We start from the raw sequence: 21,611 nt of genomic DNA, 5'->3' as shown, positions 1-21,611 counted from the left end.
ATTCGCATCGGCAAACTAAAAAAGAGTATTCCATCATGACCATCCTATTATTATCTGGCAGCCCTTCAACACCTTCGCGGTCGAGTCGTCTGTTGCACTTTGTCGGCAATAAATTAAGTGAGCTTGGTCATGATGTAAGTCATATTTCATTGCGTGATCTGCCGGCTCAGGCTTTATTGCATGCAGACTTTAAAAATACTGAGCTGGCAGCGATTCGTCAGCAGATCGCCGAGGCCGATGCGGTTGTTGTTGCGACACCAGTCTATAAAGCTGCCTACAGCGGTTTACTAAAATTATTTTTAGATATGTTGCCCCAGGATGGATTGAAAGACAAATTAGTTCTGCCAATTGCAACGGGGGGCAGCCAGTCACATATGCTCGCTCTGGATTATGCTTTACGTCCAGTATTAGCGGCCTTAGACGCCCGACATATTCTGCCCAGCGTTTATGCGACAGACGCTCAAATTGAGTGGTCCGAACAAGATGGATTACGAATTGATCCTGCGATCGAAAAGCGTTTGCATAATGGGATACATCACCTGAATGAAGGATTGGCGTTGAGCGAATTCAATCGCCTGAAGTCTGCTTCAGTACCGTCAGTTTCAGTTACTTTGCCAGTCGATGTAACGTCCGTGAGTCTTAGTCAAGCTGCTGAGAAAGTGCCCTGTACGGCTTAGCTTGTTGATGGCTAAGAATTTTTCTTAGCGTTCCACTTGGATTATTTGTTCCGACTTATACCGCTTGTAGCTCGCGGTAGGGATAGCACCATTTCAAACCTGACAGACTGAAACATATCATGAGCAAAAACCAAAAAAAATCGCATTCGCTATTTTCAACGGCATCAGAATTGTCCTTGGAGCAGCGAGCAAAACGCCGTTCCTTGACAACACTATCCGCTGCCATCGCTAGCGTCATGGTTGGCGGGTCATTGAGCGTATTTCCTACATTAGCTTCGGCGCAAGCCAAAACCATATTACGTATCGGTTATCAAAAATACGGCACGCTAACGTTGTTAAAAGGGACTGGCGCATTGGATACCCGTTTGGCGGCACAAGGCATCGACGTTAAATGGACTGAATTTCCGGCAGGACCGCAATTGTTGGAAGGCTTGAATGTCGGCAGTATTGATTTTGGTACCGTGGGCGAAGCGCCACCGATTTTTGCTCAGGCTGCAGGCGCTGATTTGCTGTATGTCGGTAACGAACCGCCAGCACCGTCTAGCGAGGCCGTGATCGTACCGAAAAATTCCCCATTGAAAACCGCAGCCGATCTGAAAGGTAAAAAGATCGTACTGAATAAAGGTTCGAATGTGCATTATCTGCTGGTCAAGGTGCTGGAAAAAGCCGGCATTGCCTACAAAGATATAGAAGTGATTTATTTGGCACCTGCCGATGCCCGTGCTGCCTTTGAACGCGGCAGCGTCGACGCCTGGGTGATCTGGGATCCATTTTTAGCTGCAGCGCAAAAGCAACTGGATGCGCGTATTTTGATCGACGGTAGAGGGATCGTCAGCAATCACCAGTTTTATCTGGCAGCCCGTCCATATGCACAAAAGCATCCGGATATTTTACGCACTGTCCTAGAAGAAATTGCCAAGGTTGATGAGTGGGGCAGTAAAAATCTGAAAGAAGTCACGACCGTACTGCAGACACAATTAGGGTTGGACGCTTCCATCGTTGATCTGGCGACCAAGCGTTTTAGTTTTGGCGTCAGGCCGATTTCAGAGCAAGTCATTAAAGAGCAGCAGAGTATTGCAGATGTCTTTTTTGATCTTAAGTTGATTCCTAAAAAAATCAGCATTAAAGATGTTGTATTTAACGTGGCGAAGTGATGATGAGTTCTCCCTTCCGTCATGCGATATCGCTTCTGAAATTTGTCGTCGCAGCTACTACGATAATGATCCTGCCTCATTCTGCGATGGCGGCATTATCGAAAGCTGACCTGCCTTCCGAACTGCGTATTGGATTTCAAAAGAGTTCGGTCAACCTCACTTTGTTAAAGCAACGTCAATCGTTAGAACAGCTGTTAGGGAGCGCAAAGCCAGGGGGCGTCAAGATTACCTGGTTCGAATTTACCGCCGGACCTCAAATGTTAGAGGCGCTATCCGTCGGCAGTATCGATTTTGCGACGACCGGTGAACCACCGCCGATTTTTGCCCAGGCTGCAGGTAGCAGTCTGGTGTATGTTGGCGCAGAACCTGCAAAGCCGTCAGTCAGTGCAATCTTGGTAAAGCAAGACTCTCCCATCAAAACGCTGAGTGATCTGAAAGGAAAAAAGATCGCTTTTCAAAAAGGTTCCAGCGCGCATTACCACGTGCTGCGTGCGGTTCAGCAAGGCGGTTTGCAGTGGAGCGATATCACACCAATTTATCTCGCGCCGGCTGATGCACGTGCCGCATTTGAGCGCGGTAGCGTTGATGCTTGGGCGATCTGGGATCCTTATTGGGCTGCGATTGAACAAACTGCCAAGCCGCGTGTGCTGGTGACGGGTAACGGATTGGTGAATAACTTATCGCACTATTTATCTAGCCGTAGTTTTGCAGAAAAATATCCAAAAGTCATTCAACTATTGTTTGAGGAGTTGACGAAGAGCGACACTTTTGTACATAGCAATCGTCCGGAGGCAATTGCGGCAATTGCCGCCAGTACTGGCCTGGATAAAGCGACCATCGCTACCTATTTAGATCGCCGACCGCGCTCTCCAGTGGTGTACTTAACGCAGAATATTATCGATGAGCAGCAACGTGTGGCCGACAATTTTTACCAGCAGAAGTTGATACCGAAGTCCGTCAATATTAGAGATGCTGTCTGGTTGCCGCCTGGGGCTAAGTGAGATACACCGACGCAATAAAATCACAAAATTCAATATCCCAAATTTCATATTTCATACTGAAGTCGTACTTATTTTCGAGGATTTGTCATGAGTTTCAATGTATTTTGGTTTATCCCTACCCACGGTGATAGCCGCTATTTAGGTACCATGAAGGGTGCGCGCCAAATTAGCTACGACTATCTGCGCCAAGTCGCAGTGGCCGCCGATACCCAAGGTTATGACGGTGTGTTATTACCGACGGGACGGTCTTGCGAAGATGCCTGGGTCGTTGCCTCGAGCTTGATTGGCGCGACAAAGAATCTTAAATTTTTGGTCGCTATCCGTCCAGGTCTGAGCACGCCTGGTTTGTCTGTTCGTATGGCGTCGACTTTTGACCGTCTCTCTAACGGTCGTTTGTTGATAAACGTCGTGACCGGCGGCGATCAAGTGGAGCTGGAAGCCGATGGCTTATGGACGGACCATTCTGAACGCTATGAAATCACAGACGAATTCTTGCGGGTCTGGCGTGCCTCTCTGTCAGGTGAGGGCGCTGATGGTGCGAGTGGTGGTTTTGATTTTGAAGGCAAACATATCAAGGTCAAGGGATCAAAGACTTTGTATCCGCCAGTACAAAAGCCTTATCCACCACTGTACTTCGGTGGCTCATCTGAGGCTGCACATGAACTCGCAGCCGAGCAGGTGGATGTGTATCTGACCTGGGGCGAACCTCCTGCTGCCGTCGCAGAAAAAATTAGGGATATGCGTGCCCGCGCTGCGAAACATGGCCGTACCTTGCGATTTGGCATCCGCTTACATGTGATTGTCCGTGAGACCAACGATGCCGCATGGAAAGCCGCAGAAGAGTTGATCAGTCATGTCGATGATGCAGTCATTGCCCGCGCGCAGGCAGCATTTTCTAAAATGGATTCAGTCGGTCAGCAGCGTATGACGGCTTTGCACGGCGGTAAGCGCGACAAGCTGGAAGTTTCCCCGAACTTGTGGGCAGGCGTTGGCCTGGTGCGCGGCGGTGCTGGCACAGCATTGGTGGGCGACCCAGAGACGGTTGCCGCCCGCATGCAGGAATATGCTGATTTAGGTATTGATACCTTCATCATGTCTGGCTACCCGCATCTTGAAGAATCCTACCGTTTTGCTGAACTGGTATTCCCTCTGATTGGTAAGGCAACTGCGGGACAAGTCAGTACGATGACAGGCCCTTTCGGCGAGATTATTGCCAATAGTATTGAGCCCAAGGTTTCACAAAGTTAGAGAGGATGTATGGAGCCCTTCATCACGGAAGTGTCCGATGAGGTCGTTTTTGCGAACGGCGTACAGTCCCGTTTTCGTCAGCAGTCACCGACCTCTAGTTCGCTAGCCGAAGACGGATTTGGTGTGCTTAGCCACACAGTGATCCGGCATGCCAAATCATTGCTGGGGAGTTCACTGCGTTCATTTTTACCGTGGGTAGTCCCAGTACTGTTAATCGGACTATGGCAATTTGCGGCTCAGGTTGGCTGGTTGTCCAGTCGAATTTTGCCGGAGCCGTGGGCGGTCGCAAAGGCTTTCTGGACGCTTGCGGTTTCTGGTGATTTATGGCTGCATACGAAAACCAGTTTATGGCGCGCATCATCCGGCTTTTTCATCGGCGGTGGCTTGGGTTTGCTGCTCGGTTTGCTCACGGGTAGCTTCAAAATTGCAGAGACTTTGCTGGATACGAGCTTGCAAATGATACGCAATATTCCCGCTCTGGCACTCATTCCATTGGTTATTTTGTGGTTTGGAATTGAAGAGAGTGCAAAGTTATTTTTGGTATCGATCGGGGTCTTTTTCCCGGTCTATCTGAACACTTTTCATGGCATTCGGTCGGTCGACAAGGGTTTGATTGAAATGGCGCAAAGCTATGGACTGTCAGGCTGGCCGCTGTATCGTGATGTGATTTTGCCGGGTGCGTTGCCATCGATTTTGGTCGGAGTGCGGTTTTCACTTGGCCTGGTCTGGGTCTTATTAATCGTGGCAGAGACAATTTCAGCGCAGGCGGGGATTGGATATATGACGATGAATGCGCGTGAATTTTTACAAACGGATGTGGTATTGGTCGGCATACTCTTATACGCCTTACTGGGAAAGCTGGCAGATGTCTTATCTCGTGGATTAGAACATTACTGGTTGCGCTGGCATCCCGGCTATCAAAGGAAAACCTCATGACTGCTCATGCACTGACACCAAAACGAGTGATAGAAAATGCTGCCTTAGCACATCGCCCGCCAAGCAATGGATTGACTGTGAATAGTGTCAACAATATTACGGCGCTGAAGAAAGAACTTGATGCAGATTGGACCGACGCTGCTGCCGCTCAATGGCCTGAAGAAATGCCTTTGCCAGAGCCGTCTGGCGTACCGAATCCGCAAGAAGCTAAAACTAAAGGCGCTGCAATACAGCTGCGCGCAATCCAAAAAGTCTATGGCGAAAGACAAGTATTAAAAGCGCTGAGTCTGGATGTGAAAGCGGGTGAATTTGTTGCCGTGATTGGTCGGAGCGGTTGCGGTAAGAGTACCTTGTTAAGGCTAGTCGCTGGTCTGGAAAAAGCTGATGGCGGTGAGATCCGTTTTAATCAGGGTCAAAAAAAGCCGGAGACCCGCGTGATGTTTCAGGATTCACGCTTGCTCCCCTGGAAGAATGTGCTTAACAACGTCGCGCTGGGTCTGGATAAAAACAAGGGTGCGCTAGCCGCAAAAAACGCGCTGGAAAAAGTCGCATTGTCGGAACGTGCGACAGAATGGCCATCCGTGTTGTCTGGCGGTCAGCGTCAGCGCGTTGCCTTGGCACGCGCCTTGGTACACGAGCTAGAGTTGTTGCTGTTGGACGAACCCTTAGGCGCGCTGGACGCACTAACCCGCATCGAGATGCAAAGTCTGATTGAAGAATTATGGTTGCAGCGTGGCTTTACCGCTTTGCTGGTGACACATGATGTGCAAGAGGCGATCGCCTTGGCTGATCGGGTGATTTTGATTGAAGACGGTCAGATCACCTTGGATGAACGGGTGAGTTTTGCCAGGCCACGGGCGCGCGGTAATCCAGCGTTTGCCGAATTGGAGGAACGGATTTTAAAACGGGTTTTACGTCATCCGGCACCTGTAGTAGATGGGGAGCGGGACAATACATTAGGTGATGTTTCTTTATTGCGCACAGTCAGTCAGGTGAGTTGGGCGATTTAGATACTGGTAGTGGGTATTTTAAATTGTCCAGGTATTGTCTGGACAATCTGGTGGTTTTTGTAATTTAATGGGGGAGTATCCTCTTATTCATCTTCACAGGAGTTATGATGAGCATACAGGCAATCAATGTACGTAATCAATTTCGCGGCAAAATCAAAGCGATTATCGAGGGGTCTGTGGTCTCTGAAGTCGATGTGGAAACCCCGGCAGGGATCGTGACTTCTGTCATCACGACACGCTCAATCAAAGATTTGGGCTTGGTCATCGGCACGGAAGTGGTCGCGCTGGTGAAGGCGACTGAGGTATCCATCGCTAAGTTATAAGTTCTTTTTGCATTAAACACAAAAAGCCCAGGTGTCTATCAACAGATGCCTGGGCTTTTGATTTCTGCTTACTATCGTTGTTGGTGAGGTTAGCTTCTGGCGCTGGTAGTATTGCAATAATTCACAACGAAACTGAAAATATCTGCATACTTTTCCATCGCATATTTACGGCTCGTGGCGAAATGGCCAGAGTCATAGTCTACTCTGAGCAAAATAGGGGTGCTGGCCGCGTTGGCTTCTTGCAGACGCGCTGCGAATTTACCGATCTGCCATGGCTCTACGCGTAAATCATTTGCACCCGTGAGTAACAAAGTGGCCGGATATTTGACCCCATCGCGTACTGCATGATACGAATCCATCGCGAGTAGCGCGTGGAACTCGTCTTCCTTTTTTACAGTGCCAAACTCGGCGTCATTGCCCGGACCATTGGAGGTCAGTTCAAACCGTAAGGTATTGAATGCGCCAACTTCTCCGATGGCAGCGCCAAAGAGATCAGGTCGTTCCGTCATTGCTCGTCCCACCATGATCCCACCAGCCGAGGTACCCCACAGAGCGACCTGTTGTTTCGAGGTCCATTTTTCTTTGATCAAAAATTCTGCGACATCGATCGCATCCCGCCAGGTATTAGGCTTGGTCGCTTTTTGTCCGGCGCGATGCCAATCATCACCAAGCTCGCCACCGCCGCGCACATGGGCATATACGACGAGCCCGCCAGCATCTAACAAAGACAGCATCGAACTGTTATAGCCAGGATCCAGAATAGAGCCGTAAGAACCATAAGCGATCAACAGCACGGGTCGGTGACCATCGCGTTGCGTATCTTTGCGCGATAAAATCTCCACCGGTACTTTTGTGCCATCTCTGACGCTGACCGAGGTGCGGGTGGTGAGAAAATTCTTGGTGCTGTAGGGCGGCGCTTTGACCAGTTCCACGCTGGTAGATGTGAGCATCTTTCCGTCCAGATAATAGGAGGTAGCAGGCGTTGTCAGATCGTCGATCAGATACCAGAGACCGGTATGATCAGGATTGCTTGCCATGCTCCATACTGAACCTTGCATCGGCATGTTGATTTTATCGAGTTTGCCCTTGGCTGAGAGCCGCATCAATCCACTAACACCATGTTCAAAGGTGCGGACATAGACGCCATCTTTTGCAGTGACAAATTCGTTGATGACGAAGCTGCCTTGGCTGATCACTTTAGTCGTAGCGTCGATCTTACCGTTTTGGGCGGTGAATTTGTAAATCTCACCGCGATCAGCCCGTCCGTTGGCGAGAACATAGATATCGTCGCCAACAAGTTTGGCTTGTAGTGCGCCATCTTTGCGGTTGGCGACTTTGCGCCATGCTGGTGATCCCTTCAACAAATCATCATAGCGGCACACATAGAGGGAGGCGATTTCATTGCCGTTGCAAACATGGCTAGCCAGAACCCATTTGCTGTGTGGCGCACTTGCCAGATGCGGCTGGTCGTCTTCAATTTCTTCAAAGTCTGGCCCTTCGCCGCTGCGAAATAACTCAACATCCTTGCCGGCTTGACCAATACGATGCAGCCAGCAACTGCCACCTTTGCCAAATTCCAGGGTACCGGGAACCGCATCAGCTCTCAGACGGTAATAAAAAAATCCTTTACCGTCACCAGTCCAGCCAGTACCGCGTGAAAAGATACGGCTCACTTCTGTTGTTTCACCCGTACTGACGTTGAGGATGTAGCTAGCAGTCATTTCTGAGCCGCCCTCGGAGACGCCATAAGCCACATAATCGCCGCTTGGCGAGGGCATCGCATAATCCATCGTACGTGTGGGTTTTCCGGCTTCTACACCGGCTGAGGGATCAAAGAGTAAACGCTCTTTGCCTCCGCCATCTCTGACAAACAGCGCGATTACTTGCGATCCAATGACTCGCTTCGAGATAAATAATTTATCGCCGGCGGATTGTATAAAGCCCAGTGTGTCCACTGCTTTGGTATAGGTCTCTAGCGACTTCATGAATGAGGCTTTGGCTGGCAAGGCTTCTAGCGCGACCCGGGTGTAATTATTCTGCTCCTTAAGCCAGGTAGTCCATTCAGCGCTTGCAGGCTTTTGCTCCATCCAGCGGTAGGGATCAACAATTTGCATGCCCCAATAGGTATCGGTAACCGGTTCTTTTTTTGCAATCGGTGCCATCGCCAGCATGGCTTTGCCCGCACTGCTATCGGCAGCGAATGTTCTGCCCGAGACAAATAACAGACTGACCGCGGCGCTCAGCAGCGTGCGTCGTTTAAGGGAGGGGGAGTTGTCCACTGTGTTCATGCGTTTTCCTCAAAAAATTGAAAAGAACAATTGAAAAAATGAGTCTGCTTAGGTGTGTTGAAACCAAAACGGGAGGACACAAACCACAACACATGGAACCAGAATTGCCACCCTTAAATCCCAGCGATGCTTCACTGAGTCATTTAATTTGTTAAATATATTGCAACTAAAAGAGTTTATCAAGCGTCTTTTAATATATTGATTCATCGAACAAAATGATGTTCTTCGGAGCAAGCTTTGGATGCTCTGGCGCAAATGAAGTTGATGCTGGCAGGGAAGAATTGAGGAACAAAGATGCAAGCAAACTAGCGCGTTACTAGAGTCTATTAATTTATACTGCATGGGAGTATTTTAAATTGTCCATATATTAATTGGACAATGATGGTATTTTTATAAAAAGTAAGGGGAGTATATGAAATATGGCGCACTTTGATCGGATCAATGATGGCGATGAGACTGTTTGCCGGATGGCGTTCGGCTTAGCTTGCGGTTCTTGCCAATTACTTGGATGTTGTTGTTTTTTTGTAATTGATTGGCATGCTCATCGGTGTCCGCCGAACGATGAGTCGCAAGCTAGCAACGGGATGGGGTAATCGAAAGACGCTGCTCGACAATGGCATGAAAAAAATGACGATGCATCGTTCGTTTTTGCGATTCGCTTACAATCCGCACATTGCTAGCGATCTGACTAGCTGCCTAATCTGCCGCAAACATTTTAAGAAAATATGAAAGTTCTGTTAGTCGAAGACGACCCTATGATTGGCGAAAATATCCAGATCGCGCTGGAAGGTGAGGCGATTTTGGTGGATTGGCTGACCGATGGTGCCGCCGCAGAAAATGCCTTACATCAGCACGCCTACGATGCCTTGCTACTCGATCTGAGCTTGCCCTCACGTGACGGCATGGACATTTTGCGCCAGCTACGTTCCCGCGGAGACGCGATCCCTGTGCTGGTGATGACAGCACGAGATACCGTCCCGCAGCGTGTGTTGGGTTTGCATAACGGTGCCGATGATTATCTGGTCAAGCCGTTTGATCTGGATGAGCTGATCGCACGCTTACATGCGCTGGTGCGCCGTGCCCGCGGACGGGTTGAACCTCTTTACCAACATGGCGATGTGCTAATCAATGCGATTACCAAAGAGGTTAGCAATAGCCAGGGACAAGTGATTTTGTCTTCGCGGGAGTGGGCTATTCTCGATGCGCTGATCACCAGACCCGGTGCGATTTTATCCCGCGGCCAGTTGGAAGAACGCTTATTTGGCTGGTCGGGCGAGGTAGAAAGCAATGCGGTGGAAGTGTATATCCATGGCCTGCGCAAAAAACTCGGTCAAAAATTTATCGTCAATGTGCGTGGTGTCGGCTATATGCTGGAGAAAAGCCAATGACGCCGATCAAGCCTGGTAAGCCTGTCAAGGTGACGCGCTTGTCGTCCGTATTCCGCTCGCTTCGGTCATTTAGCACCTTTCGGTCCTTAAGGGTCCGTCTGATTTTGTTATTTGGCGTTGCGATTTTTCTAGCCGCGGCGCTGCAATTTGCGACGTCATTTCAGGCAGCGATGCGGCAGGCGAATAAACTATTTGATTATCACATGCAGCAAATGGCGCTGGCTTTACAAGACAGAGATTTTGAGGAGGCGCAGTGGCATACGATGCCTGGAATCGAAAGTAATAGTTTTGATTTTGTCGTACAAGTCTGGTCCGACAAAGGCGTGCGTGTCTATCAATCGCACACCTATCGTTTTCTGCCAAAGCAAGCGCCATTGGGCTATTCCACGGTCAATCTGGAAAATGGCGAATGGCGGATTTACGCGGCACAGGCCGATAATCACGTAGTGCAAATCGCCCAAAAAATTGATGCGCGTCGCAACCGTGCTTTGTCCTTGGTCACCAGCTCGCTGTGGCCGATTATTCCGGTATCGCTGTTATTGTTTGTCGCGGCTTGGTGGTTGGTGACAGCGGCACTTGCGCCGCTGAACCGGATCGGATTAGAGTTGGCTAACCGAAATGCCGATTCGATAGAGCCGGTATCCGATACCGGGGTGCCAGAAGAAGTATCCCTACTAGTAACCGAACTAAATTCTTTGCTGGCGCGCATGCTACAGGCATTGCAATCGCAGCAGCGATTTGTGGCAGATGCCGCGCATGAATTGCGTTCGCCGATCACGGCACTGCGCTTACAAGTACAAACTCTGTCACGTTCAAAAGATGATATTGCGATTTCGCAAGCAGTGGGGCGCTTACTGGGCGGCGTTGATCGCGCCTCCCGATTGGTAGAGCAATTGCTGGCGCTGGCAAGGCAAGATCCGTCTTCTCAAAATGGTGAGCTGAGCAGGATTGCATTGACCTCTTGCGTTGAGCAGGCGATCTCAGACCTCGGCCCTTTCGCGTTGTCTCGCCATATCCAATTGGATAGCAGCACGCTAATGGATTCGGGATCAAACTCAGAACCGGATATTGATATTTTGGGCAATGCCGATAGCTTGCGCATCATGATTTGTAATCTGCTGGACAATGCCATCCGCTATATTCCTGAATCTGGACAAGTACAACTTGATATCCTAGCCACGGCGAATAAAATCACACTGACTATCCAGGACTCTGGCAACGGTATCCGACCGGAAGAACGTACGAGAATCTTCGATCGGTTTTATCGTGTACCGGGTACCTCACCCAGCGGTAGCGGACTTGGATTAGCGATTGCTAAAACGATTGCAGACCGACATAAAGCGACGATCAGCTTGGCAGATTCTAAGCTTGGTGGTTTGTCTGTGCAGATCGACTTTCCCGCATTGCCTGACTGAGATTACTCGTCGTATCAACAATAATTTTTTTTAAAAAACAGAGTCCATTTAAGTTTCGCCTAAGTCTTTTATTGGATCATTGGCGGTCTTTAAAGATGATACCGGTTGTTCAACGGCGCAAAAGATCGGCGCTTTAGCAAGGTATTCAAACTTTAAATTCATCCAAACACCATTAATTCAAACTGACTTTTAGAGGAAATTTACATGCGCGCTATTGCCACCTTCACCACTATCGTCTCTGGTGCTGTTCTTTTAGCAGCGTGCAGCTCACCAGTCAAAGTCGCTGACAAACCTACAGAACCCGTTGCCGCAACACCAAAACCAACCGCTCCAGACACGCGCACAGTAGCAACGGTCGTCGCACCGACGGTCGATCCTTTAAACGATCCAAACAATATTTTGTCGAAACGCAGCGTCTATTTTGATTTTGATAAATACACAGTCAAGCCAGAATTTAGCGGCGTGGTTGATGCACACTCCAAGTATGTTGCGAGCAGTAAAACCCGGAAAATTCTGATCCAGGGCAATACCGATGAGCGCGGCGGCAGCGAATACAACCTCGCACTGGGACAAAAACGTGCAGAGGCAGTTCGCAAAGCGATGGCTTTGCTGGGAACGCCAGAAGCCCAAATGGAAGCAGTATCCTACGGTAAAGAAAAGCCAAAAGCGACTGGTAATGATGAAGCATCCTGGGCAGAAAATCGCCGTGCTGATATCGTTTACACAGCAAAATAAGTCGTGAGTAGTTGGTGATTTGTAACACTACGTTCGACAGTTGAATTTACAACTCTTTCTGCATTAAACTAACCGGAAAATCGTATAAAGGTTTTCCGGTTAGGCTCTGACCAGAGCTTTAGTAATTTTTCAGATGTAATTCTTCAGATGACAATCTCCTAAATGAATAATTTGATTTCGCTGCGCGTCATTTCCTTTCTCGTACTTCTCTTCTCCGTACAGTTCACCAGCTTAGCTAGCTTTGCAAACGCTGCAAACTCTCATAGCAAAGACGCCAGCACCCTGCCATTTGGCTCGCAACATGCGATCGTGGTGGAGGATGGTACTGGCCGGATTTTGCTGGAAAAAAATTCCAAAGATATCGTCCCGATTGCCTCTTTAACCAAGCTAATGACGGCAATGGTCGTGTTGGACAGCAAGCCTAATATGGATGAGAAAATCTCCATAGAACTGGCCGATGTCGATATGCTTAAACACAGTTCTTCTCATGTGCCCGTCGGTGCCAAGCTTGCCAGAAGCGATGTCTTACAACTAGCGCTGATGTCGTCCGATAACCGTGCCGCCGCATCGCTTGCCCGCACTTATCCTGGCGGCACTGCTGCATTTGCCGCGGCGGTCAAAGCAAAAATTAAAGTTTTAGGCATGACCAACACGGTGATTAATGAGCCTACAGGACTCTCGCCGGGCAACACTTCCACTGCCGCAGATTTGATCAAAATGGCAGTAGCCGCCTCCCGTTACCCTGAGATTGCCGATATTACGACAGACCAATCTGATTTGATCAAGATCAACGGACGTAACGTCAATTTCCACAATACCAATCGTCTGGTTGGCAGCAAAGGCTGGGATATTCTCTTGTCTAAAACCGGCTTTACTAATGAGGCAGGCAATTGCCTGATCATGCGCTTTAAGCTTGCCGGTAAAAAGGCGACCTTAGTGTTGCTGAACGCCAGAGCCAGTTCTTCCCGCTTTTTAGACGCCTTAAATATCCGCCGGTTTTTAGCAAAACATCCTGATGCACAGCCTGTCGTTATGTCTGCCGAGGCAATCGTTCCGCCACTCCGATAGTACCGTTAGTGCGCCGTTGGCGCACCTGATGGAAAATATCGGTTAAATATACTCCCCATTATTTTTCTTAAATATGCCTGATTGTCCAATGATTGTATGGATAATTTAAATATACCCATGGCGAGTATATTGATGGCAAAGTCTGATTTCTCGTTGCAACCTCCTGTTTACATATCTTGCTGAATAGCCGCCCCGTGCATTTATGCAAATCTGTAGCGGCTTACGTCAATGTACTTTTTGCAAAAGAGTGCTATTTTTCATGACCAACTTTCGCTTAAAGTTTCGGTTCTGAATTCAGTCATAATTGTATTTTCCGTGCGACAACAATTGCACAAACCAAACTGCTTGATAAATATATTCGGACTTCAAATATGATGCTTCGTGGCATGCTGTATGCTAGTTTGCATCAGTCCTGACTTAAGTAGTTCGATGTTCTTTCTTGCAAAGAGGAAATCAAATGAAGCTCGCTAATATTAAAATCGGAGTGAAGTTGGGTGCCTTGTCTGGCATTCTTCTTTTGGCAGTGGTGAGTATTGGTATTGGTGGTCAAAGCGCACTGAGCCTTAGCAGTACGACCAATATTGCGAACATGCACAGAGACAATGTGCTGACGCAAACCGTGAATACCGCCAGAAAAGCTCAGGTTGAATTTAAGAAGCAAGTGCAAGAATGGAAAAATCTGCTACTACGCGGCAATGATCCCGCCAACTTCACCAAATATTCCGAAGCTTTTGTAAAGCAAAGTGAAGTGACACAAACCAATCTTCAGCAATTGAAGAAGCTATTCGCGCAACTCGATTTAGATACCAAGATGGTGGATGAGGCGCTGACTACGCACCAGGAACTACAGGGGAAATACCTCGATGCACTTAAAAAATACGATCAGGCGGATCAAAATAGTGCGCATATCGTTGATACCTTGGTTAATGGTATGGACAGACCGCCAACCCAAAAAATTGATGGCATTGTAGATTTTATTTTGGCGAAGGCGGACAGCCTGGTCGCAGAATCAGAAAAAGATGCTCAGGCACGTTATCAGTTTTCTTCCCGCTTACTCTGGAGTGGTATTTTGCTCGCCTTGGTGTTGGGTGGCACGATTACTTATTGGCTGATCCGTGGCATTACCAGACCACTCCTTCAGGCAGTCAACATGGCGCAAACCGCAGCATCGGGTGATCTGACATCAAAAATCACCGTCAACGGTACGGACGAAATTGGTCTATTAATGAAGTCCCTCAAAGAAATGAACCAGAGTCTGTCGAATATCGTCAACGAGGTGCGCGGCGGTACGGATGCTATTCATGAGGCATCCTCAGAAATCGCTACCGGTAATCTAGATTTATCTGCACGAACAGAGGCACAGGCCGGCTCGATAGAAGAAACAGCATCTTCTATGGAGGAACTGACTTCCAATGTCCGACAAAATGCCGGCAATGCGAGTGAAGCTAGTCGCATGGCAATTGTCGCGTCTGAAGTCGCCTCCAAAGGTGGATCCGTAGTCAGCCAGGTGATCGAGATGATGGCGTCGATTAACGAGTCTTCCAAAAAGATTGTGGATATTATTGGGGTCATTGATGGCATCGCTTTTCAAACCAATATCCTCGCTTTAAATGCCGCAGTAGAGGCCGCCAGAGCTGGTGAGCAAGGACGCGGCTTTGCGGTGGTCGCCTCCGAGGTACGCAATCTGGCGCAGCGTTCTGCCAGTGCTGCTAAAGAAATTAAAACCTTGATTAACGATTCTGTCAGCAAGGTAGAGGCGGGCGCTGTGCTGGTGAATCAGGCTGGTAATACGATGGTAGAAGTGGTCGAGAGCGTTAAACGCGTCAGCGACGTTTTGATCACAATCAACTCGACCAATCATGAGCAAAATACCGAGATAGAGCAAATCAGTCAGGCAATTAGCCAGATGGATAACGTCACCCAGCAGAACGCAGCGTTGGTCGAACAAGCAGCGGCAGCAACCGAATCCTTGCAAGAGCAGGCGCAGCATTTAACTGCCGTGGTCAGTGTGTTTGTGACGCATAAAAATACGAATCAGGCAGCGGCGACGAAGCGGATCGGATCAAATCTAAAGTTGATTCCCGGCTGATCTCAGACTGATCTCAGGGTAACTTCAGGCGGATAGAAGATTGTCGTCTGGCGGTGCGTACTTAGTTTTGTCAGTTGCAAAGAAATCCAAAAACAGGATTATTTTTTTAGATTGTTGCTAGGCGCATCCGCTTGATGCGCCTAAATTTTATCTATCGACAGCGTCAGTATGGCTCACAATCCTGCCGCATACTGTTAAGCTTTATATCCCTTAACTCTAACAATAAAAATTTCTATGATTGATTATCGTGAAATCACATTTCGACTCTTATCTGCTGTGCTGGTCGGTTGCATCATCGGGCTAGATCGCAATTTACATGGCAAGCCAACCGGGATTAAAACACTAGGTCTAGTGGCGCTGGGCGCCTCGCTATTAACCATGGCGAGTATGGATTTTTCGCTGTCGCAAGGTAAATATGATCCATCCGCGGTGAGCCGCGTGATTCAGGGTGTAATTACTGGCGTTGGCTTTTTGGGCGCTGGCGTGATCATTCATGAAGCAGGGAATGACAAGGTTCGCGGACTGACCACCGCCGCCTCTATTTGGGTAACCGCCGCACTGGGGATCGTATGCGGTATGGGATCATGGCAAATTGCCGGTGTAGCGATGATTATTGTATTAATGCTGTTTTTGATCGGCCGGCCATTAGAAAGAATGTTGCATCAAAAATGGCTGGATAAAAGCGCAGAAGAAAAAGCTGCAATCACTCGTCACGAAGAGTAAATTTAAAATCAAATTCGCCAGCTCGATGATGAGTGTTCATTATTGAGGGGCAGGTTGTTAATTACAATGCGATTTAAATCTGCTTGTTATTTGTAGTGACTCTGACCTGAAATGAATAGGATTGTCAGATTCGTTGGAGTTTTTTGTGATGGTAAAAAGGCAGAAGCAATCATATATCGCCTTAGCAGAAATGCGATATTTTTTACCACATTCACAATAAAAAATTATTAAGGAGAATCATGAACAAGTGGGAATACAAAATTGTTTCGGTACATGCGAAACGTAACTTTTGGACGAGGCAGTTTGACTTGAAAGTAGTTGAAGATAAATTAAATTCCATGGGGCAGCAAGGCTGGGAACTGGTGGCTATGGAGGGGCTTAGTGCGCGACATGCTATTTCGCCCGTTTTGACATTCAAACGCGCAATTTAGATATATGCCATTTAAAGTCATTCGCAGGATAGCCTCATTTCCCTAAAATTGACCACCGGCGGCAATTTACTTTTATCAACCAGTTATGGCTGGCTGAACTTTACCCGTTTATAATCACTTGAACAAAAGATGCACTACGCTTTCAAAGTACGCTGACCGTTTGGTTACTACAAATTAAAACAAATTAAGCGAAAAAATGTCACGAAACTCATTAAAAGTTGGGCTAATCGTCGCAGCTATATGCCCTGCAGCCTTTATTGTTACAGCCAGTCTCTCGTCGTTGATGCCCGGTTGTAGTCTTGGTGGATCGGGGGGGCTGCAGGTGGGTGTACAGCTTTTGGCATTAGTTTTGATTGGCTTATAGGGTTCGCGACGCCCGCGTTTGTATTCTCGTTCTTCACTGTACCAATCGGAATGCTTATTTGTTTTGTTGGTGCTTTTTTCTCAGAAAAAAAGTCGTAATATTTTTTGCGAATGCTGGGGTCTCGGAACTCAGCTGCGATTCTTAATTATCAGCACTCGAAATCACCAGCATCATATGCTTTGCAATAAGTCTGCCAATCTTGATTGACTTGTGCAGCAGCTCCTTGCGCTAGAGTCAGCATTTGCTTTCCCCATTTTTTCTGTTGTCCAAAGGCGATCAATTCATCTGCGATGGCAGAACCTTGTCGGCTAGAACTACGTAAGTGTGCTGAGGCTAGCAGGCCAGCCATAATTTTGATTACATCTTGTAATTCTTGCGTTGAGGTTTTAGCTTTAGCTAGTGCGACGCGGTCTTCCGTCGGTAGTAAGGCACGCAGAATATAGGATTGTTTGCCCACATGGACGGGCTGTAAAAACGCCATCGATACTGCTTGCATGCGACGTTGTAATGTGACGGTACGATCTGCTTCACTTTTCCATGCGGGTTGTAGTTTGCTGAAATTACCAAGGTAGGGAACCAGTGAAGATGGTAATGATTGTTTTAAGTCGAGTAAATAATTATTGTCCGGGTTGCCTTTGCCTTGTACCAGCAAGATGTAACGATCCACGCCGAGGCTACCTGTACCTGCGATGCGCTTGGCGACATCAATCACTTTAAAGAATTTTTTATCTGCCTGTTTTTCTGCAAAAGCGGCCATCCATTCGGTAATCCGTTTGCGCTGTTTTGGTGTGAGCGCTAAGGCATGCACTCCATCAATAATCAGTTGGCGCTTTTTTCCGACGACTACACTACGTTTGTTTAAAAAGTCTACGCGTTGCCTGTGTTTTAAACTATCTAATAGCTGATGCACCATGCCAGTGGTGTTGTCGCGTTCTATCCAATAGCTCTTGCCATTGCCCAATGCGCAGCTATAGGATTCTAGAAAAATTTTGCATAGCGCATTGGCGTTGGTACCCGTCAGGCCGAGCGTAGGTGCAGCAACTAAAATGCTTGCAAGTACGCGAATTAAATCCCAGCTTAGCGGTGCCAGTGCTGCTTCGTCAAAGTCATTGATATCAAAATAGGCGAGGCGATTGTCGCCCTTATAACTGCCAAAATTCTCCAGATGCAGATCGCCGCAACACCATGCCAGCGGCGCTTGTTGCAAGAGCTTATGTTTAGGCAAGCGGGCATAAAACAGATGACAGGTGCCACGCAAAAAAACAAAAGCATCCTGCCGCATGTTGCGATACTTCATCGTTAGACGTTCAGAATCCCGCCCGGCATTAAAGTTAAGAATGTGATCGACGACATTTTGCATAATTTTTTTAATTATTTAAATTAATAAGATTCATCATATTGCAGACACATTACCAAATCTGAAAAACTTAATATTTGTTACGAAAAAAAGCCGCTCAGTGATGTGCTGAACGGCTTTTAAGGATATTGCATTTCGCCAGCCTTGCTGACAGATGGTTGAAGCTTTATGCAGTCGCCGCACTCTTACGGCGGTATAGCACAAGTGTAGCAACCAAACCGCAAATGGCAGCAAACGTCATCCACAAGCCAGGTGCCGCTTTATCGCCAGTGACCTCAATCGCCCAAGTGGCGATGGCGGGTGTAAATCCACCAAAAATGGCGGTCGCTAAACTATAAGCAAACGAGAAGCCGACCGTACGCACATCAACTGGCATCACTTCGGTTAAGGCTACTACCATTGCGCCGTTATAACTGGCATATAAGAAGGAGAGCCATAACTCAACGATCAACATGCGGTCAAAACTTGGTGCAGCTACCAGCCAATATATGGTTGGATAGGCAGTCAAGATAGTTAATACGGTGAAAAAAACCAGTAGAGGACGACGACCAACCCGATCAGATAATGCGCCCATAATAGGCAGCCAGATGAAGTTAGAAATGCCGACACAGAAGGTCACTACCAAGCTATCTTTGGTAGTTAATTTCAGAACAGTTTTGCCAAAGGTTGGTGTATAGACCGTGATCAGATAAAACGATACTGTCGTCATCGATACCAGCATCATGCCTGCGACGATGATGCCCCAGTTTTTCTTCATGGATTGGAAAATCTGCGCTGTCGTCGGGCGATGTTTGCGAGCCAGAAATTCTGTCGTCTCTTGCAAAGAGCGACGGATCAAAAAGATAAACGGTACGATCATGCAGCCAATCGCGAATGGAATACGCCATCCCCAGTCAGCCACTTCCGTTGGCGACAGCCAATGGTTTAAACCATAGCCCAGCGCGGCTGCCAGGATAATGGCAACTTGCTGGCTGGCGGATTGCCAGCTGACATAAAAACCCTTATGTCCTGGGGTAGCCATCTCTGACAAGTAGACCGATACGCCGCCCAGTTCTACACCAGCGGAAAAGCCTTGCAGCAAGCGACCGATCAAGACCAGGATTGGTGCGAGTATGCCGATGGTGGCGTAGCCCGGTACAAACGCAATTAACACCGTACCCGACGCCATGATGGCGAGAGTAGTGATCAGACCTTTGCGACGACCAATTCTGTCGACATAGGCGCCCAGTATAATCGCGCCTAGCGGACGCATTAAAAATCCCGCGCCAAACGTCATAAAGGTAAACATCAGCGAACTGAAGTCATCCGCCGCAGGGAAGAACGTCTTGGAAATATAGGTGGCGTAAAAGCCGAACAGGAAGAAATCAAACATCTCCAGAAAGTTGCCGCTAGTGACGCGGAAAACCATCCCGAGCTGCGATTGGCGTGGTGCTGCAGTCTCCATTTGCTGTCCCTTTAAGAGTAAAACTATTTTATTGTTGGCAAAGGATAAACCGGTATGCCAACTGTTATTTGAGCGACTGGCTAAGTTACTGTATTAGCTAACGTGCTTGATATTAATCCGGCTACTAACTCAGTTGTTATATCAACGCTCTGCGAAGAGTTACGCTTCGCATCCCCTAGATTCTTGTCCAGAGTGATAGGCGGCAATTATAGCTGAGCGACTATTGCCCAGTGTGTCAGAAAGTAGTAAGTGAAAACCCGTAGCAATGGGCGCAACCATTATTGCCGGGCGCTTTTTTAAAAACGATACCTGAGCGCAACGCGACTGGATTTTTAGAAGTTCCGATAAGTCCTAACTTAAGCCCTTTTGTGTTCGGTAGCAGACATACATGTAGCTACGCCACTCTTATCATCAGTTCTTATGGCTATAGCGACATCACATATTGCCTCTGCGCAGGTAATCAAGTCTTAGTGCAGATGTAATGGTAGTGCAGCTCATATTCAGCTCATGTTCAGCTCATGTTCAGCGCAAATTCAACACAACATCAATGGAGTCCGCCTTGCTAAGACGAATTTTACTTTCTCTGGTAGCGACCATGATTGTCGCTGCTTTATGTGTTTATGGCGCATTCTGGCGGCCTTCATTGGCAGCTGTTCCGGTTCCCGCAGCCAACAGCTTTTCTCCGCAGTTAGTAGAAAAAGGTGCGGTGCTGGCAGGTCTGGGTAATTGTGCGTCTTGCCATACGGCCAAAGGCGGCAAAGCATTTGCGGGTGGTTACGGCCTGGCAACACCATTCGGCACAATTTATTCCAGCAACATCACGCCAGACCCGGCGACCGGCATCGGTACCTGGTCGCAAGAGGCATTTAAGCGTGCTATGCACGAAGGCGTGCGTGCTGATGGCGCGCATTTGTTCCCGGCTTTCCCCTATACCCATTTCACCACGATCACAGATGAAGACGTGACTGCGCTGTATGCGTATTTGATGACCCGCCCGCCGGTTGTCGCTCCGGCCATTGCCAATACCGTGCCATTCCCTCTCAGCTTGCGCCCGCTACAAGCCGGCTGGAAGCTGCTTTATTTCAAAAAAGCCAGTTACGAAACCGAGGTCGGTAAAAGCGTCGATTGGAATCGTGGCCGCTACTTGTCTGAGGGCGTTGCTCATTGCGCTGCCTGCCATACGCCACGCAACAAGTTGGGTGCGGAGCTAAAAAATTCACCTTACCTCGGTGCCAATATTGACGCATGGTTTGCACCTGCTTTAACTGATGCCAATACCGCGCCTTTACCCTGGACTGAGGATGAGATTTATACCTACTTGCGCAGCGGCATGACTGCTTTGCACGGCACTGCATCAGGTCCGATGGCGGGCGTGATCTATGACGGTCTGGCCAAAGCGCCGGACAGCGACATCCGCGCGATGGCGATTTATTTTGCGGATATGAATGGCAGTTCACCCGACGCCAAACAGTCTAAATTGCTGAGCCTTGATACGATCAAATCGGAAGCTACGCTGGCAAAAATCATGTCAAAGTCCTCGCAAGTCGGCGGTCAATACAATGACCATGGCGCTAATCTATATCTTGCCGCCTGTGCCTCATGTCACTCTAACAGCAACGGCAAACCATCCGCTATCCGGCCAGAGCTTGGTCTGAATAGTGCATTGACTGCGGCGGAGCCGACCAATCTGATACAGGTAATTTTGCATGGCATCGCTAAGCGTGAGGCGCAACCCAGTCTGGTCATGCCGGGTTTTGCCGCAACTATGAGCGATGACGATATCGCGCAAATTGCAAGCTATTTACGCCGTAGCCGCACCGAACTTGCGCCTTGGCCTGCGGTAGATGTGACGGTAGCAAAGCTACGTAAATCTTCAAAATCCGAATAAATGTTGCTTAGCGAGTTTTCTATCAACTTTAGTCAGCAAATTGTTAATCAGCTTTTACAACGAACCTATTTC

General features: G+C 48.2%; 18 protein-coding genes. 15 read left to right on the top strand and 3 right to left on the bottom strand.

Features of this window, described 5'->3' with window-relative positions; translation table 11 throughout:
• Positions 1-35 precede the first annotated feature (35 nt).
• From ssuE to RGU72_RS12515, 7 genes are all read left to right on the top strand, one after another.
• Positions 36-677, top strand: coding sequence for an NADPH-dependent FMN reductase (gene ssuE / locus RGU72_RS12545; RefSeq protein WP_322120051.1), 642 nt, complete (start codon positions 36-38; stop codon positions 675-677).
• Positions 678-913: 236 nt separating this feature from the next.
• Positions 914-1,831 (top strand): sulfonate ABC transporter substrate-binding protein, encoded by a 918-nt coding sequence (locus RGU72_RS12540; protein ID WP_322121634.1) that lies wholly within the window; start codon positions 914-916, stop codon positions 1,829-1,831.
• Positions 1,831-2,832 carry a sulfonate ABC transporter substrate-binding protein gene (locus RGU72_RS12535; protein ID WP_322120050.1) on the top strand — a complete coding sequence of 334 codons (1,002 nt, stop codon included), beginning with the start codon at positions 1,831-1,833 and terminating at the stop codon, positions 2,830-2,832. Before RGU72_RS12540 ends, RGU72_RS12535 begins: the two co-directional genes overlap by 1 nt.
• A gap of 87 nt (positions 2,833-2,919) precedes the next feature.
• Positions 2,920-4,080 (top strand): FMNH2-dependent alkanesulfonate monooxygenase, encoded by a 1,161-nt coding sequence (ssuD, locus tag RGU72_RS12530; RefSeq protein WP_322120049.1) that lies wholly within the window; start codon positions 2,920-2,922, stop codon positions 4,078-4,080.
• 9 nt (positions 4,081-4,089) lie between these two features.
• Positions 4,090-5,016 carry an aliphatic sulfonate ABC transporter permease SsuC gene (gene ssuC / locus RGU72_RS12525; protein WP_322120048.1) on the top strand — a complete coding sequence of 309 codons (927 nt, stop codon included), beginning with the start codon at positions 4,090-4,092 and terminating at the stop codon, positions 5,014-5,016.
• 164 nt (positions 5,017-5,180) lie between these two features.
• The gene (locus RGU72_RS12520) at positions 5,181-6,026 is read left to right on the top strand and encodes an ATP-binding cassette domain-containing protein (RefSeq protein WP_322121633.1); all 846 of its coding nucleotides are present in this window, start codon (positions 5,181-5,183) and stop codon (positions 6,024-6,026) included.
• Between the two features lie 107 nt (positions 6,027-6,133).
• A complete protein-coding gene (locus RGU72_RS12515) occupies positions 6,134-6,349 on the top strand; it encodes a TOBE domain-containing protein (protein WP_322120047.1) in 216 nt (71 codons plus the stop codon).
• Positions 6,350-6,438: 89 nt separating this feature from the next.
• Here RGU72_RS12515 and RGU72_RS12510 read toward each other — a convergent pair whose 3' ends face one another.
• Positions 6,439-8,637 carry a prolyl oligopeptidase family serine peptidase gene (locus tag RGU72_RS12510; RefSeq protein ID WP_322120046.1) on the bottom strand — a complete coding sequence of 733 codons (2,199 nt, stop codon included), beginning with the start codon at positions 8,635-8,637 and terminating at the stop codon, positions 6,439-6,441.
• 725 nt (positions 8,638-9,362) lie between these two features.
• Between RGU72_RS12510 and RGU72_RS12505 the strand changes: the two genes are divergently transcribed.
• The 7 genes from RGU72_RS12505 (at position 9,363) to RGU72_RS12475 (ending at position 16,486) form a co-directional block, all read left to right on the top strand.
• A complete protein-coding gene (locus tag RGU72_RS12505) occupies positions 9,363-10,025 on the top strand; it encodes a response regulator transcription factor (protein WP_322120045.1) in 663 nt (220 codons plus the stop codon).
• Positions 10,022-11,440, top strand: coding sequence for an ATP-binding protein (locus tag RGU72_RS12500; RefSeq protein ID WP_322120044.1), 1,419 nt, complete (start codon positions 10,022-10,024; stop codon positions 11,438-11,440). Before RGU72_RS12505 ends, RGU72_RS12500 begins: the two co-directional genes overlap by 4 nt.
• A gap of 204 nt (positions 11,441-11,644) precedes the next feature.
• Positions 11,645-12,175, top strand: coding sequence for a peptidoglycan-associated lipoprotein Pal (gene pal / locus RGU72_RS12495; RefSeq protein ID WP_322120043.1), 531 nt, complete (start codon positions 11,645-11,647; stop codon positions 12,173-12,175).
• A 162-nt stretch (positions 12,176-12,337) separates the two neighbouring features.
• Positions 12,338-13,243 (top strand): serine hydrolase, encoded by a 906-nt coding sequence (locus RGU72_RS12490; RefSeq protein ID WP_322120042.1) that lies wholly within the window; start codon positions 12,338-12,340, stop codon positions 13,241-13,243.
• A 457-nt stretch (positions 13,244-13,700) separates the two neighbouring features.
• On the top strand, positions 13,701-15,332 hold the full coding sequence (locus tag RGU72_RS12485; protein ID WP_322120041.1) for a methyl-accepting chemotaxis protein: 1,632 nt from the start codon (positions 13,701-13,703) through the stop codon (positions 15,330-15,332).
• A gap of 234 nt (positions 15,333-15,566) precedes the next feature.
• A complete protein-coding gene (locus RGU72_RS12480) occupies positions 15,567-16,055 on the top strand; it encodes an MgtC/SapB family protein (RefSeq protein WP_322120040.1) in 489 nt (162 codons plus the stop codon).
• Positions 16,056-16,294: 239 nt separating this feature from the next.
• Entirely contained in the window at positions 16,295-16,486 is a 192-nt protein-coding gene (locus tag RGU72_RS12475) for a DUF4177 domain-containing protein (RefSeq protein ID WP_322120039.1), read from the top strand.
• Between the two features lie 512 nt (positions 16,487-16,998).
• On the opposite strand, the gene RGU72_RS12470 is transcribed toward RGU72_RS12475, so the two are convergent.
• Both RGU72_RS12470 and RGU72_RS12465 read right to left on the bottom strand, forming a co-directional pair.
• The gene (locus RGU72_RS12470; RefSeq protein ID WP_322120038.1) at positions 16,999-18,210 is read right to left on the bottom strand and encodes a DUF2252 domain-containing protein; all 1,212 of its coding nucleotides are present in this window, start codon (positions 18,208-18,210) and stop codon (positions 16,999-17,001) included.
• A gap of 163 nt (positions 18,211-18,373) precedes the next feature.
• Positions 18,374-19,651, bottom strand: a complete 1,278-nt coding sequence (locus tag RGU72_RS12465) for an MFS transporter (protein ID WP_322120037.1) — start codon at positions 19,649-19,651, stop codon at positions 18,374-18,376.
• 559 nt (positions 19,652-20,210) lie between these two features.
• Between RGU72_RS12465 and RGU72_RS12460 the strand changes: the two genes are divergently transcribed.
• Entirely contained in the window at positions 20,211-21,539 is a 1,329-nt protein-coding gene (locus RGU72_RS12460; protein WP_322120036.1) for a cytochrome c, read from the top strand.
• Positions 21,540-21,611: the final 72 nt, after the last annotated feature.

The sequence above is a fragment of the Undibacterium sp. 5I1 genome (assembly GCF_034314085.1).
Lineage (GTDB): Bacteria > Pseudomonadota > Gammaproteobacteria > Burkholderiales > Burkholderiaceae_D > Undibacterium.
Note: the sequence above shows the minus strand (reverse complement) of the source record. Positions and strands in the feature narration are given on the sequence as shown.